The organism is Spiroplasma endosymbiont of Villa modesta (genome assembly GCF_964030925.1).
Lineage (GTDB): Bacteria > Bacillota_I > Bacilli_A > Mycoplasmatales > VBWQ01 > Spiroplasma_E.
Genome location: NZ_OZ034992.1, coordinates 1,430,053 through 1,445,452, shown reverse-complemented (window position 1 = coordinate 1,445,452; position 15,400 = coordinate 1,430,053). Strand labels below are relative to the sequence as shown.

The window sequence follows — 15,400 nt, the reverse complement described above, 5'->3', positions numbered from 1 at the left end:
CAAGAAATAATTAGGATTTTTATGAAATTGTACATTCATCTTACTATTTTTTAAAAGATATTTCAACTAAAATACTTATAATTAAGTTTAGTAAGTGCTAAACTTATGGAATAAAGTTAAGGAGAATTTAAAAATGAAAATTAAAACACTTAAAAAATTACAGTTATTAACTGTATCATTATTTATTTTAACTATTTTAACTTTAATTATAGGATTAATATTAATAGATTTTAGTCATTTTAATTTTTTTTATTTAAACAAAAATTTAAATTGTATTGATGGATTTGATATGTTAAAACACTTTCGATTAAGTTTTATCATAGAGCATTCTGCAAAATATTTTTATAATCTTGGAACTCATCATATTAAAGAAAATTATTATGAATGAACTGAATTACGAAGTGGAATTTTTTTGCTTTTATTTTTACTTCCAATATTATTTTTTATAACTATATCATTAACTTTTTTTATTATTGGTTTCAAAACAAAATTAAAAAATAATAATTTTTGAGATGCTATTGCAAATTGTGAAATAATCAATAATTATTACATTCATTAAAATTATGTTTCTAAATTTATCTTATTACATTTAAAAATAACCATTTTAATATAAATTAAAATATTATATGTTCTATTACCAAGCATTTCTTTTAAAACATGTCAAATATTAGTTTCAGTAAAACAACCTATATTCCACTTTGCACCTTGATTTTCAATACCTTGTTTATTATTTTTAAAATATTGTTTCTTTAATTTTTTATGATTATCCAATTCTTTATATAAAAGACATATTCCGTAATTAAATTTTTTAAAAGTCAATTAATAATTTTAAAATTTATTTTATAATTTTGTTATTAACAATAAATTTAGAAAAGTGTTGATAAAAATGATTTTTGAAAATTTAAAAAAATTAAAAAATGAAGAATTTTACAGATATTTTGGTATAAAACGTTTTCATTTTAATGAAATGTTAGAAAAATTAATTGAAATAGAAAAATTAGAAAAAAATAAAGGTCGAAAAAATAAACTTTCAGTAGAAGAAAGATTAATGATGACTTTATTATACTGAAAAGAATATTATACTTTTTTTCAAATGAGTATTAAATCTAAAATGAGCCCATCAAGTTGTTTTCGAAATATTACTTGAGTAGAAAATAAACTTAGTAACCACAAAGATTACCAATTTTTAAAAGAAAGATATAAATTAAAAATTGATAAAAAACAAGAAAATTCAAATGAATTTCAATTTTATTTAATTGATTCAACTGAGATTGAAATTGAAAGACCAACTAAAAAAAACTACAGTTAGAATATTTTTTTGGTAAAAGTTGAATGTATTCTATAAAATTTCAAATTGTATATGATTTTTTTAATAAAAAAATTGTTGATATTTTTGCTGATAATGGTAAAGTGCATGATTTTCAAATATTAAAAAATTCAAATCTTGAATTTTCAGAAAAAACAATAATTATTGGTGATTTAGGATATCAAGGTATACAAAATATTTATAAAAATACAATAATACCAATTAAAAGAACTAAAAATAAAAAATTAACTAAACAAGAAAGAAAATACAATAAGATTGTATCTAAAATTAGAATTAAAGTTGAACATGTCTTTGCTTGATTGAAAAGATTCAAAATTTTAGTAAATAAATGTAGAAAATCTAAATTTAGACTTATGTACTTAAGATTTAACTTACTTTGTGAAATTTTTAATAAAATAAAACCATTAAAATAAAAAAAATATTAAAAATATTTTTTTAAAATTTAAATTTTTATCGAGTTAATATAAAAATATTATTAACAATTTTTTGTTTAAAATGTAAACTCATTTTTTAAACTATTTTTTCAAAAAATATTTATTTCTATATTCAATAACACTAAATAGTTTTAAAACAATTTTATTGACAATTAATTAAATTTAATTACGGAATATGTCCAAATAATCAATTAATTGTTCATATTGACCATTATTAATTAAATTTTTACAGTGATTATATTCATTTAAATATTTTTCTTTATTTCCAGCCATTATTCCAAGATATAATGTTCTAATTAAATGAAATTTATCTAAAACAAACTGTGCACCTAAATAATCTGCCACTTCTTTAATTCATCCTGCACTATCACCACAAATAATAATTCTTGCTTGTTCAATATTTTCATAAAATTTTTGACAATGCTCTTTAACAAATTCAGCAGTCTTTTTAACTCCAATTTTTGTTTTTGTTGGTCTAATAATTGCTTTTACTCTTTTATTTTGTACTTTGTGATTAATATTATCTGTATATGTTACTATTAATCTCATAGAATGTTTTATACCTTTACGTTTAAAATTTCAAAATTTTCGATGACCATCATCAATTGCAACAAAAATAGGTTTATTTTTTTCTAATTTTACTTTTACTGGATTTGCTTCAACTATTTCAAAATTTTTAAAAACTCTATGAATACTACTAACACTAATACCTGCTTTTTTACAAATCGCACAAATATCATGATATCTTTTTCCATCAGCAAAATTTTCGATAATAGTATCTTCGATATCTTCACCAATTCTTTTATATTTTGGAAGTTCCATTTTTTCATCAACTAAACAAACACGAACTAATTTTTGTAATTTTTCATCAAAATATTCATAAATTCTTCTTTTATAAGTTACTAATCCATACATTGTTTTTCTTGTTCGATATTCATAATCAACAATTTTATATTTCTTTTTATCTCTTGTATTTTTTATTCTTCAATCTCATTTTTCTCATTTCTTTGTTATATGTTCTAAAATTAAATTATCAATTTTAGGATATTGTTCTTTATAAGTTCATTTGTAATTAAAATTCACATTTACTTCTCCTAACTATTTTAAAAAAAATCTAAATTTATTGTAAATATATTTAAAAAAATAATTTACTTTAATATTATAAACATATATAAGTGTAATTTTGACTAAAATCAAAATTATTTAAAAAAATACTTTCATATTTAAAATATAATAAACAAGTTCAATATAATTAATAGTTATAGGTCTCACAAAATAAACGCCTTTAATTTAGGCGTTATTTTGCATTTAAAAGCATACTTGTAAAAATAATCAAAAATAGTACAATTTATAAGTAAAATCAAGAAAAAAAGGAGTAATTTAATATGAAAACATGAATAAAAACAAATTTAAGTAAAATAACATTAGCATTAGCACTAACTGGTGCTACAACCGGAACAATAGGATTAATCATGGGGGGTGCTTACCCATAATCTTAGTGGACTTAAATATTATTTAAATTCATATAAAGAACCTATAATGGGTGTTCAAACTATTTGGACAACTAATCCTAATGATACTTTAAAAAAAGATTATAAATTTGAGTTATATTTTGCAGATGAACCATTAAGAAGAAAATTTGATATATCTTTTCAAAATTGATACTACAGTACAGATATAGTATGAAATGGTAAGTATCCTAATGAATATTTTAATAAATAATTTATATCTCTAAGTTAATATAAGAAATATTTTCATTATATTTATCAAATAAATTAATATTTTTTAAATTTATTTCTTGTTTATCAGTTATTAAAATTAAATCATAGTTACCAGCACCAAAAATACCACTGATTTCAATCCGATTTAAATTATTAATCGGATTTTCAATTTTTAATTCAAATTCATTAACATTATCAATTTGTGCAATTTCTTTATAAAATTCTAACTTTGAAAATAATTGTGATTTATTTGAACCATATAAATTTAAAGCATTTTCAATTTTATTATTATTAATAATTAATTTTGTAAAATATTTTCCATATTCACCATTAGTTAATGTTCAATCGGCAGGAATTAATGAAGGTATGTTATTACTTTCTAATTCATTTGTTATTGATAATCAATTAAATTGATTATCATCAAGTTTAAATAATTCATTTTGACTAATATCATTATTTTTTAATTTAATATTATTAATATTTGTAAAATCAAAATATACAGATTTTAATATTACTTTTACATCTTTATACTGTCAAATATCATTTTCACTAGGTTGTATTGGACTTGATTTTAATTCAAAATAATATGGTAATAAAATTTTATTATCATCATTTAAACCTTTGTTTATTGATAAAGAAGAATAAATATATTTTGATAACATAGTAAATATTTGTTTAAATATTTTAACTTGTGATAAATTAACATAATTTGGATAATCTAACTCTCACTGCCTAAATAAGTTGGTAATCACTTCATCGGGTTTTTGACCTTCAAATTTTTTTCTTAATTCTGTTATTTTATTTTTTGGTTTACCTTTATCATCATAATCTGCACCTTCGAAATTTCTATTGTAGTTATATGTATAACTTAACATATCTAATAATAATTTTTGTAAACTATCAATTGTTGGTGCATCTTTTATTTCAATTTCTATACTTTTAAATCTATTATTAGTTGCAAGATAAACATATCATCCTTCATTACTATAAGATAAAACTTTTTTATCTTCTAAATGTATTTCGTGTTTTAATGGTCAATTACCATCTCAAACAGCACCCATTTCTCAACCTAGTCAAGTATCAGTTACTCTTGCATTATTAATAACTTCTTTTCTTGTTTCTTTGCCACCACTAATAGCAATTAAATCTAAAACTGATTTTTCTTGTCCAATAAATTGTTTTGCTAAATTTCAAGGTAATATTTGTTCACTAAATCACTGTTGTAATATTCTAACTTTTGGTTGAGTTTCAATAGGCATTGATAACAGCGGAAATGCTATCTTATCCTTGACAAATAACTTTGGGTATACTTCCATATTGTCAACTTCACCAAGTACCTTTATATTGCCAAAAATCATGCTTCTAGGGGCTTTAATTTTTAAACCAGTTACTTTGGTATCTTTGTCTAATGGTTTTTGTAATTTAATAATATTGGGATAACCATCTCTTGTTTTAAAATCTTTAATTTTAATAATAGTAATGCTTTTAGTACTTCTTGTTTTTGGATTTTGATAAGGTTGTGAATAGTTATTAATGATATATAAATTATCAATATTATTTTCAATTAATGGTTCATTAATAGATACTGCATATAATTTAAATTGATTTAGTAAATTTATTTCTTGAAATATTAAATTTTTAATATCAGTCATACTATATTCAATTGTATTATCATTAATATTAGTACTTACTCTTTGATTTAATTGCATAGTAAAATCAGATGTTTCAACAGCAGTAGTTTTTAATACTTTATCAATATCAATAAAACCAATTTTAATAGTATTTGCTGAAAATCTTAAACTATTATTTTCATTATTTTTAAATAAACGTTCAATTTCATAAATATATATTGTTCTTTTTTTAAATTCATCATATGCTCTATTAATATCTGGGTCACTAGTAGCACCCATCATATTTGTAAAATCATAAGGAATATTATCAATTAAATAATCATTTTCTACTTCTGCTTGATTAAGTTTAGTCTGTTTCTGTGGAAACTTCGTTTGTGGTTTGTTGTTGTTTTCCATTGTTCTCTCCTATTAATTGGTTATTTTCGGGATTAAATAATTTTAATTTAACTGTTAAATTATTAATTTCTTGTTCATCATTAATATTAAATGTTTTACTATTTAATAAATCTTTATCTATGCTGCCACTTGCCACTTGCCACTTAGCCCTTTTTACTAGACCATTAATTTAAAAAACCTGAATGTATTCTAAAAACAATTGTGTTATATAATTAACACTAATTTTAACCTGAAAGGATTTTTATTAATGGATAAAATTAAACAAATAGCATTAGTAATTAACAAATTAAATATCAAAGAAAAAATTAAAATTATTGATGATTGTAAAAATCAATATTCAATTAGAAACCTATGTCAATATCTTCAATTAAACAGATCAACATATTACTTTTTAAAAAATAAACAAAAACCTATTAAAAAAGAAGAAAATCATATTATTAAATGCAATCATAAATATCAAAAAATATGCCAACTTTTAATCGAATTTCATTCTACAAGAAAAGGCAGAATTTATGGATATTTAAGAATTTTTTCAGCTTTTAAAGAGTGATTAAAACAAGAAAAAAATATCATTTTAAATATAGAATTATCAATAAAACAAATGCGAAAAATTATGAAAGAACACAATATTCAAGGATTAAAACAAACTAAAAATAACTATCCTAAAAACAAAAAAAATCCAAATAAGTGAATACCTACAATGGATAAAGTAAACAAAGATTATAAAAGTACAACCTCTTCAAATCAAATTTGATCAATGGACACTAAACAAATAAATACTAAAGAAGGATGATTATATCTTTTTGTAATTATTGATTTTTATTCAAATAATGTTGTTAGTTATAATATTGCTCCTAATAAATCATATCAGGATTTAATTCTTCCTGCTCTTGAAAAAATCAACAAACAATTTTCTTGAAATCAAGTAAAAAATGTTATTTTACATTCAGATAACGCCAACGAATTTTATTGTCAGGATATCACAAAATGAGCAGAGGATAAACAAATAATTTTAAGCAAAAAACAACCTTATGATATTGGTGGTAATGTATTATCTGAAAACTGATTTTCTCATTTATCTCAAGAATGACTACCTAAAGGATCAAATCAATATTTATCCATCAATGAAGCTATAAATGATGTAAATCAATATGTTATGTTTTATAATTATGAAAGAATACATTCTAAATTTCTAAAACCACCAATTTTACAAATTAAAATTTAGAATTTTATATCAAAAATGGTCCAGTAATTAAGGGCCAACCACCAAAATGGTCCAGTAATTAAGGGCCAACCACCGCTTACTAATATTTGAATACATTTAAGAATATCAATATTAAATTGTCATAATTTTTGTTCAATATAATTAATAGTTGAAATATTAACTGCTGTACTTTCGGGAACTGATTGTTGTGCAGATTTCTTTTGACTTGGTATATGAATACCACAACGTTTAAATATTTCATTAACATTTCAATTATATATATCAGTTAAATTTTTACCTTTAAAATTACTATAGACATATTCCGTAATTAAATTTTTTAAAAGTCAATTAATAATTTTAAAATTTATTTTATAATTTTGTTATTAACAATAAATTTAGAAAAGTGTTGATAAAAATGATTTTTGAAAATTTAAAAAAATTAAAAAATGAAGAATTTTACAGATATTTTGGTATAAAACGTTTTCATTTTAATGAAATGTTAGAAAAATTAATTGAAATAGAAAAATTAGAAAAAAATAAAGGTCGAAAAAATAAACTTTCAGTAGAAGAAAGATTAATGATGACTTTATTATACTGAAAAGAATATTATACTTTTTTTTCAAATGAGTATTAAATCTAAAATGAGCCCATCAAGTTGTTTTCGAAATATTACTTGAGTAGAAAATAAACTTAGTAACCACAAAGATTACCAATTTTTAAAAGAAAGATATAAATTAAAAATTGATAAAAAACAAGAAAATTCAAATGAATTTCAATTTTATTTAATTGATTCAACTGAGATTGAAATTGAAAGACCAACTAAAAAAACTACAGTTAGAATATTTTTCTGGTAAAAGTTGAATGTATTCTATAAAATTTCAAATTGTATATGATTTTTTTAATAAAAAAATTGTTGATATTTTTGCTGATAATGGTAAAGTGCATGATTTTCAAATATTAAAAAATTCAAATCTTGAATTTTCAGAAAAAACAATAATTATTGGTGATTTAGGATATCAAGGTATACAAAATATTTATAAAAATACAATAATACCAATTAAAAGAACTAAAAATAAAAAATTAACTAAACAAGAAAGAAAATACAATAAGATTGTATCTAAAATTAGAATTAAAGTTGAACATGTCTTTGCTTGATTGAAAAGATTCAAAATTTTAGTAAATAAATGTAGAAAATCTAAATTTAGACTTATGTACTTAAGATTTAACTTACTTTGTGAAATTTTTAATAAAATAAAACCATTAAAATAAAAAAAATATTAAAAATATTTTTTTAAAATTTAAATTTTTATCGAGTTAATATAAAAATATTATTAACAATTTTTTGTTTAAAATTTAAACTCATTTTTTAAACTATTTTTTCAAAAAATATTTATTTCTATATTCAATAACACTAAATAGTTTTAAAACAATTTTATTGACAATTAATTAAATTTAATTACGGAATATGTTCTATGTACTATTAAACTATTAACTATATTTAGATAACCATTTCGCGCGCTTCATACTAAAGCATTATTATTTATTTGATTTGTATGATCAGCATTAGCATTATGCGCTATTATAACATTAGCTATATCTAAATATCCGTTTCTGGCGGCTCACTTGAAAGCAGTGTAACCTTCTATATTTTCATGATTAATATTAATATTATGTTGCATTATTAAGCTATTAACAATATTTAAGTGTCCATTTTTAGCAGCTAATAATAAAGCGGTTTCATTACCATTATTTTCATGATTAATATTAGCGTTATTTTCTATTAGTGTATTAACTATTTCAATATGATTATTTTCAGCAGCTAATAATAAAGCAGTATTACCAAATATATTAGCATGATTGATATTAGCACCATTTTCTAGTAAAGTTTTAACGATATTTAAGTGTCCATTTCAGGCGGCTAGTGTTAAAGCGCTAAAATTATTTATAGTTAAATAATTAACATCAGCACCATTATTTGTCAGTAAAATATTAATTGTATCTAAATCACCATTTCAAGCACTATTTATTAATTTTTCATTTAAATCGTCATTCATTTTTTTACTCCTTTAACAATAAAAACCCATTTACTTTGTAAATATTAAAATAAATAAGCGATAAAATTCTATAATCTTTATAAGATTATTATATTTATTTTTTTTATGATTCAAATATTAACTTTTAAATTAATTAAAAGTTAATAGTTTTTTTATATTTATTTTATAACTGTTTTATTAATAATTAAAAATTATTAGATAAATATTTATTTTAAATGTATTATATTAAATTTTATATAGAAACCTTTAACTTTAAATTATAAAATTGATTTAGTTCTTTTATCGACATTATCTTTAAATAAATAAATATATGATAAAATGAAAATGAAATAAATTGTAGTAAGGAGTTTTTTTCATGGCAAATAAACCAAAAAGCAGTGTTTATAATGAATCATCAATTCAAATTTTAGAAGGTCTAGAAGCAGTTAGAAAAAGACCTGGAATGTATATTGGTTCTACTGATAATCGTGGTCTTCATCATCTAGTTTGAGAAATTGTTGATAATGGTATTGATGAAGCATTAGCTGGCTTTTGTACTAGTATTGTTGTTACTATTAATGTTGATAAGTCAGTTACTGTTGAAGACAATGGTCGTGGTGTTCCAACTGGTATGCATGCTTCAAAAAAAAGTACTCCCGAAGTTATTTATACGGTTTTACATGCTGGTGGAAAATTTGACACTAATAGTTATAAAACATCGGGTGGTTTACATGGTGTTGGTGCTTCAGTAGTAAATGCTTTAAGTAATTGAATGATTGTTACTATTCATCGTGATAAAAAAATTCATGAAATTAAATTTAAAAATGGTGGTAAGATTGATCAAAGTTTAAAAATGATTGGTAGCACTTATAAAACAGGAACTAGGGTACAATTTTTACCTGATTTTCATTGTGTTTTTCTAGGTTGTGATTGAAATGTTCATTTATTTGAACAACATTTACGTGAAAGTGCTTTTTTAATTAATGATTTAAGTATTCAATTAATTGATAAGAGGACAGGTACTGAAGAAACTTTTCATTATGAAAATGGCTTAGTTGCTTTCATGCAATATTTAAATAAAGATAAAAAAAATTTATCACCAATTGTTAGTTTAAAAGGTAAACAAAATAATATTGACGTTGAAATTGTATTACAATATACTGAAGATTATAGTGAAACGTTAGTAGGGTTTGCCAATAATGTTAAAACTGTTGATGGTGGAAGTCATTTAGTTGGTTTTAAAAGTGGTTTAACGAAAGCTATTAATGAATATGCAAGAAAACAAGAATTATTAAAAGCAAAAGATAAAAATTTAGAAGGTAATGATTTGCGAGAAGGTTTGGTTGCTATTGTTTCGTTGCGTATTCCTGAAAATTTAATTCAATATGAAGGTCAAACAAAAGGTAAATTAGGAACTCCCGAAGCAAGAATTGTTGTTGATAATATTGTTAATGAAAGATTTTCATTTTGACTTCACGAAAATAGTGATGCTGCTAAAAAAATTATTGATAAAGCCATTAAGGCTCGTGATATTCGTAATGCTTTAAGAAAAGAACGCGAATCATTGCGTAATAAAAGTAAAGATACGCAAAAATTTTTAGTAGGTAAATTGGTGCCTGCACAAAGTAAAAATCCTAACATTAATGAATTATTTTTAGTGGAAGGAGATTCCGCTGGTGGCAGTGCCAAGTCAGGTCGTGATCGTAAGTTCCAAGCGATATTACCGTTAAAAGGAAAAGTAATTAATGCCGAAAAAACTAAAGTAATTGATCTTTTTAATAATGAGGAAATTAGTATGATTATTAATGCGATTGGTGCTGGTGTTGGTAACGAATTTAGTATTGAAAATTGTAATTATAATAAAGTCATTATTATGACTGATGCCGATACTGATGGTGCCCATATTCAAATTTTATTACTAACTTTTTTCTATCGTTATATGCGAGATTTAATTACTTCGGGTAATATTTATATTGCATTACCGCCTTTATTTAAAATTTCTTTTAAAGAAGAAGAACAAGAGAAACATGTATATGTTTGAAATGAGTTAGAATTAAAAGATAAAGTTGAAACAATTAAAGGTAAATATGACCTGCAACGTTATAAAGGTTTAGGAGAAATGAATGCTGAACAATTATGAGAAACAACTATGGATCCAAATGTCCGTCAATTAATTAAAATTACTATTGAGGATGCTCTATCAGCAGAAACAGAAATTCAAATATTAATGGGTGATAAACCAGAAAAAAGACGAAAATGAATTGAAGAAAATATTTCTTTTGAAGCTAGTGATTATTAAGAAAAAGGAGTTTATAAGTTATGAATAGTAAAGAAGAGATTCAACAAAATAATGAACAAATTTTATCTTATCCTATTGATGATATTGTTGCAGAACGTTTTGGTCGATATGCCAAATATATTATTTTAGAACGAGCATTGCCCGATATCCGTGATGGTTTGAAACCAGTTCAACGTCGAATTTTGCATGCTATGAATGATTTGGGTTTAACCAATGATAAAGCATATAAAAAAGCAGCTCGTGTTGTTGGAGAAGTAATTGGTAAATATCATCCTCATGGTGATACAGCGGTTTATGCTGCGATGTGTAGAATGGCACAAGAGTGAAAGGTAGCATGACCATTAGTACAAATGCATGGTAATAAAGGTTCAATTGATGGTGATAATCCTGCTGCGATGCGATATACAGAAGCACGTTTATCATTAATTTCAGAATTATTATTGAAGGATATTAAGAAAAATACTGTTAGTTTAATTAAAAATTTTGATGAATCAGAAACAGAACCAACAGTTTTACCTGCCTATTTTCCTAATTTATTAGTAAATGGTGCTTCTGGAATTGCTGTTGGAATGGCAACTAATATTCCACCTCATAATTTACAAGAAGTAATTAATGCAATTGTCATGAGAATTAATAATCCACAATGTAATTTAAGCGAATTAATGCGTGTTATTAAGGGTCCTGACTTTCCAACCGGAGGAATTATTAAAGGTATTAAAGGTATTAAAGAAGCTTATCGTTCTGGTAAAGGGCGAATTGCAATTCGTGCTAAAACTCATATTAATAATGAAGGTGAAATTCCACAAATAATTATTACCGAAATTCCATTTGAAGTTATTAAACAAGATTTGATTAAAAAAATTGATGATGTTAAAACATTAGCAAAAATTCATGGTATTAAAGAAGTACGTGATGAAACGGATCGTTTTGGTTTACGAATAGTTATTGATTTAGTAGAAGATAGTAAACCGCAAGAAATTTTAAATTATTTATTTAAAAATACCAATTTACAAATTTATTATAACTTTAATTTAGTAGCAATCGCTAACAAAAAACCAGTACAAATGAGTTTAATTAATATGTTAGATTTTTATATTAATCATCAAATTGATGTTGTTACTAAGCGTTCACAATATGACTTAGCACAATTAGAACGAAGATTAGAGATTGTTAATGGTTTAGTTATTGCATTAAGTGAAGTTGATAAAGTAATTAAAATTATTAGAACATCAACTGACCGTATGCAAGCAAAATTAAATTTAATATCAGCTTTTAATTTTACTGATATTCAAGCAGAAGCAATTGTACAATTGCGTTTATATCGTTTAACTGCTACTGATATTCAATCATTAGTTTTAGAAAAAGCAGATATTGAAAGTAAAATTATTGTTTTACAAGAAATTCTTAATAATGAAAATTCACTACGTCAAGTTATTATTACTGAGTTAGAACAAATTAATTCTCATTTTTCTGGATTAAGAAAATCACAAATTCAAGGTGAAATTTCTGAAATTATAATTGATGAAAAAGCAACATTGCGACAAGAAAATGTATTTGTTAGTATTAGTTATGATGGTTGAATTAAGGTAATAAGTAGTAAAGTATTTTTACAAAATCTTGATTATCAAGATTTTGGACGTAAGCCAAATGATGTTATTATTGGTGGAGCAATGTTCAATAATTTTAATAATTTATTATTTTTTACAAATAAAGGTAATTATTTTTTAATACCAATTTTTAAATTAGAAGAAAATAAATGAAAAGATAATGGTATTCATGTTAATACGTTATGTAAACTTGAAGGAAATGAAAAAATTATTAGTGTTGCGCAAGTTAATAGTTTTGAACAGTCAAATGTAAATATAGTAGTCGCTACTAGATATGGTTTAATTAAAAGAATGCCACTTTTAGAGTTAGCAACTACTAGATTTAATAAAACCGCCAAATATGTTAAGTTAAAAGAGAACGATAGTGTTATTAGTGTTAATAGTACTACCGGTCATGATTTTATTGTTATTAGTACTCGCAAGGGTATGACTTTAAAATATTTAGAAACGAAAGTTCCATTATTAACTAAAACCGCAACAGGTGTTAAAGCTTTGAAAATTAATTCTGAAGAAGATGAAGTGGTAGGAATGGCTTGTGGTAATAGTAATGATATTTATGCAATGTTAACATCAGTTGGAACAATTAAACGAATGTTATTCAATACTATTGAACAAACTTCACGAACAACAAAAGGTAATAAAGTAATAAAAGTTCCTAAAAGTAAAAGTATTAGTATTATTAAAACCTTCTTATCACCAGCAACATCTTTTATTAATATATTAACGAAAAAAGAAAAATGATTAGTGATTAAAGCAAGTGACATTAATCTTAGCAAGGTAAATGAAGGAACTGGCAAAGTAGTTGCTGATGATATTATTGCTGGTGGTAATAATTTAGTGATTGATTTAAAAACTGATGTTATTGATGCTGATATATCATCAATATCAGAAAATTTTAATACAAAAGAAAGCAACAATGGTATTTAAAATAAACTTTTTTATTGAAAATTATGAACTTTTTTAAAGAATTAGTTTTTTTGAATTTCATAATATAAATTTAAATAATAATTTTAGTTAAGAGTGAATAGGATAGGACTTATATCAATGCTATAATTATTATAGTAGTGATTTAAGGAGGAAGTATAGATGACAAATAATATTATTAAATATCAATCTCTAATTAATGGTGAGTTGTATGAAAATGGTAATTGAATATCAGTTATTAACCCCACTACTAATAAAATAGCAGGCCAAGTTCCTGCCTTAACTAAAGTTGAAATTAAAAAAGTATATGAATCTGCAAAATTTGCTCAAAAAAATTGAGAACAAATGCCTATTTTAAAAAGAATTTCTTTTTTAAATTCTTGAAAACAATTAATTATTCGCGATAAATTAATACTTGCTGAATTAATGACCAATGAAATTGCTAAAGGCACAAAAGCGGCTTGCAGTGAAATTGATAGAACAGTTGAATATATTGAATATACTTTACAAGAAGCATTACGTCTTCATCCTGAATCTTATACAGGTGATAGTTGAGGAAGTATGAACAAATTAGCTATTTTTGAATACGTACCAAAAGGAATTGTTCTTGCTATTTCTCCTTTTAATTATCCGATAAATTTATCAGTCTCTAAAATATTTCCAGCACTTGTGACCGGTAATAGTGTTGTTTTTAAACCCGCAACACAAGGATCATTGGTGGGATTACACTTAGCTAAATTAGCCAAAGAAGCTAACATTCCTAATGGTGTTTTTAATGCTATAAGTGGTAAAGGTAGTGAAATTGGTGATAGTTTAGTTGAAAATGAAGCAATTAATGTTATTTCTTTTACTGGTAGTGCTGTTGTTGGTAATCGTATTTCACAGAAATCTTTAAAAGCTGATTTGATTTTAGAATTAGGAGGTAAAGATCCAGCAATAGTGCTTAATGATGCTGATCTTGAAGATACAGCAACCAAAATCATTAAAGGTGCATTTAGTTATTCAGGACAACGATGTACTGCTATTAAGAGAGTGTTAGTACAAAGAACAATTAGTAGCAAATTAATTCCAATTTTAAAAGAAAAAGTTGAAAAATTAACTGTTGGTTTGCCCACAGATGATTGTGATATTACTCCTGTTATTGATCAACCAACAGTTGATAATGCTAAAAAATTAATTAAAGATGCTTTAGATAAAGGAGCCAATTGTTTAATTGGTAATAAATTTAAAGAAAATTTAATGTGACCAACTATTATTACTGACGTAACAACAAAAATGAATTTAGCATGAGAAGAACCTTTTGCACCATTGTTGCCGATTATTATTTTTGATGAAGTAAAAGAAGCAATTAATATTGCAAATGATTCACAATATGGTTTACAAGCTTCTGTTTTTACTACTAATATTAATAGTGCAATGAGTATTGGTAAATTATTAGAAGTTGGAAGTGTTAATATTAACGATCAGTCACAACGTGGTCCCGATCACTTTTCTTTTGTTGGTGTTAAGGATTCAGGTCTTGGTGTACAAGGTATTCGTCCTTCGTTACTTGCTTTTACTAGACCAAAAGGGATTGTTATTAATTGAAAAACAAAAATTTAAAAGAAAAAATAAAACTTATTTTAATAAAAAAATAAGTTTTATTTTTTTATTAAAATAGTGGTAAGATAAAAATGTAATAAATTTTTGTCCTTGTTAATTAGATTTTTATTTTTTTAACATTCTTATATAAAAAGCATAATAAAAATATTACATATCATTGTAACTTTTATTTTAAAAAGTAAGTTATTAAAATAGTGCCGAGGATAAAGTACTGTTACATGA

16 protein-coding genes are annotated in these 15,400 nt (G+C 23.6%); 11 read left to right on the top strand and 5 right to left on the bottom strand.

Translation table 4 applies throughout. The annotated features are described in order from the left end of the window. Positions 1–133: 133 nt before the first annotated feature. A complete protein-coding gene (locus AAHM89_RS09265; RefSeq protein WP_342266147.1) occupies positions 134–559 on the top strand; it encodes a hypothetical protein in 426 nt (141 codons plus the stop codon). 2 nt (positions 560–561) lie between these two features. On the opposite strand, the gene AAHM89_RS09260 is transcribed toward AAHM89_RS09265, so the two are convergent. After that, the gene (locus AAHM89_RS09260; RefSeq protein WP_342266146.1) at positions 562–771 is read right to left on the bottom strand and encodes a hypothetical protein; all 210 of its coding nucleotides are present in this window, start codon (positions 769–771) and stop codon (positions 562–564) included. 115 nt (positions 772–886) lie between these two features. Between AAHM89_RS09260 and AAHM89_RS09255 the strand changes: the two genes are divergently transcribed. Further along, entirely contained in the window at positions 887–1,309 is a 423-nt protein-coding gene (locus AAHM89_RS09255) for a transposase family protein (protein WP_339045912.1), read from the top strand. A 23-nt stretch (positions 1,310–1,332) separates the two neighbouring features. Then, positions 1,333–1,740, top strand: a complete 408-nt coding sequence (locus tag AAHM89_RS09250; protein WP_339045908.1) for a transposase family protein — start codon at positions 1,333–1,335, stop codon at positions 1,738–1,740. 183 nt (positions 1,741–1,923) lie between these two features. On the opposite strand, the gene AAHM89_RS09245 is transcribed toward AAHM89_RS09250, so the two are convergent. Then, positions 1,924–2,844, bottom strand: coding sequence for an Mbov_0401 family ICE element transposase-like protein (locus AAHM89_RS09245; RefSeq protein WP_342266145.1), 921 nt, complete (start codon positions 2,842–2,844; stop codon positions 1,924–1,926). A 396-nt stretch (positions 2,845–3,240) separates the two neighbouring features. On the opposite strand from AAHM89_RS09245, the gene AAHM89_RS09240 reads away from it, so the two are divergent. Beyond that, entirely contained in the window at positions 3,241–3,483 is a 243-nt protein-coding gene (locus AAHM89_RS09240; protein WP_342266144.1) for a hypothetical protein, read from the top strand. 1 nt (position 3,484) lies between these two features. On the opposite strand, the gene AAHM89_RS09235 is transcribed toward AAHM89_RS09240, so the two are convergent. Together AAHM89_RS09235 and AAHM89_RS09230 are read right to left on the bottom strand one after the other, a co-directional pair. Continuing rightward, complete coding sequence (locus AAHM89_RS09235; RefSeq protein ID WP_342266143.1) at positions 3,485–5,509, bottom strand: hypothetical protein; 2,025 nt, start codon at positions 5,507–5,509, stop codon at positions 3,485–3,487. Then, positions 5,460–5,645 (bottom strand): hypothetical protein, encoded by a 186-nt coding sequence (locus AAHM89_RS09230; protein WP_342266142.1) that lies wholly within the window; start codon positions 5,643–5,645, stop codon positions 5,460–5,462. Before AAHM89_RS09230 ends, AAHM89_RS09235 begins: the two co-directional genes overlap by 50 nt. 111 nt (positions 5,646–5,756) lie before the next feature. Between AAHM89_RS09230 and AAHM89_RS09225 the strand changes: the two genes are divergently transcribed. The 4 genes from AAHM89_RS09225 (at position 5,757) to AAHM89_RS09210 (ending at position 7,982) form a co-directional block, all read left to right on the top strand. Continuing rightward, the gene (locus AAHM89_RS09225; protein WP_342265776.1) at positions 5,757–6,734 is read left to right on the top strand and encodes an IS3 family transposase; all 978 of its coding nucleotides are present in this window, start codon (positions 5,757–5,759) and stop codon (positions 6,732–6,734) included. A 394-nt stretch (positions 6,735–7,128) separates the two neighbouring features. Continuing rightward, positions 7,129–7,347, top strand: coding sequence for a hypothetical protein (locus AAHM89_RS09220; protein WP_339046964.1), 219 nt, complete (start codon positions 7,129–7,131; stop codon positions 7,345–7,347). Continuing rightward, positions 7,337–7,567: a hypothetical protein gene (locus AAHM89_RS09215; RefSeq protein WP_342266141.1), complete on the top strand. Its 231-nt coding sequence runs from the start codon at positions 7,337–7,339 to the stop codon at positions 7,565–7,567. The genes AAHM89_RS09220 and AAHM89_RS09215 overlap by 11 nt, the downstream gene beginning before the upstream one ends. Before the next feature lie 7 nt (positions 7,568–7,574). Continuing rightward, a complete protein-coding gene (locus AAHM89_RS09210; protein ID WP_339045908.1) occupies positions 7,575–7,982 on the top strand; it encodes a transposase family protein in 408 nt (135 codons plus the stop codon). A 173-nt stretch (positions 7,983–8,155) separates the two neighbouring features. Here the strand turns inward: AAHM89_RS09210 and AAHM89_RS09205 are convergent, their stop codons facing one another. Beyond that, a complete protein-coding gene (locus tag AAHM89_RS09205) occupies positions 8,156–8,767 on the bottom strand; it encodes an ankyrin repeat domain-containing protein (RefSeq protein ID WP_342266140.1) in 612 nt (203 codons plus the stop codon). A gap of 355 nt (positions 8,768–9,122) precedes the next feature. Between AAHM89_RS09205 and parE the strand changes: the two genes are divergently transcribed. The 3 genes from parE (at position 9,123) to AAHM89_RS09190 (ending at position 15,178) form a co-directional block, all read left to right on the top strand. Further along, positions 9,123–11,045 (top strand): DNA topoisomerase IV subunit B, encoded by a 1,923-nt coding sequence (gene parE / locus AAHM89_RS09200; RefSeq protein ID WP_342266139.1) that lies wholly within the window; start codon positions 9,123–9,125, stop codon positions 11,043–11,045. A 20-nt stretch (positions 11,046–11,065) separates the two neighbouring features. Next, on the top strand, positions 11,066–13,579 hold the full coding sequence (parC, locus tag AAHM89_RS09195) for a DNA topoisomerase IV subunit A (RefSeq protein WP_342266138.1): 2,514 nt from the start codon (positions 11,066–11,068) through the stop codon (positions 13,577–13,579). A gap of 159 nt (positions 13,580–13,738) precedes the next feature. Next, the gene (locus tag AAHM89_RS09190) at positions 13,739–15,178 is read left to right on the top strand and encodes an NADP-dependent glyceraldehyde-3-phosphate dehydrogenase (RefSeq protein ID WP_342266137.1); all 1,440 of its coding nucleotides are present in this window, start codon (positions 13,739–13,741) and stop codon (positions 15,176–15,178) included. The last annotated feature ends 222 nt before the right edge of the window (positions 15,179–15,400 follow it).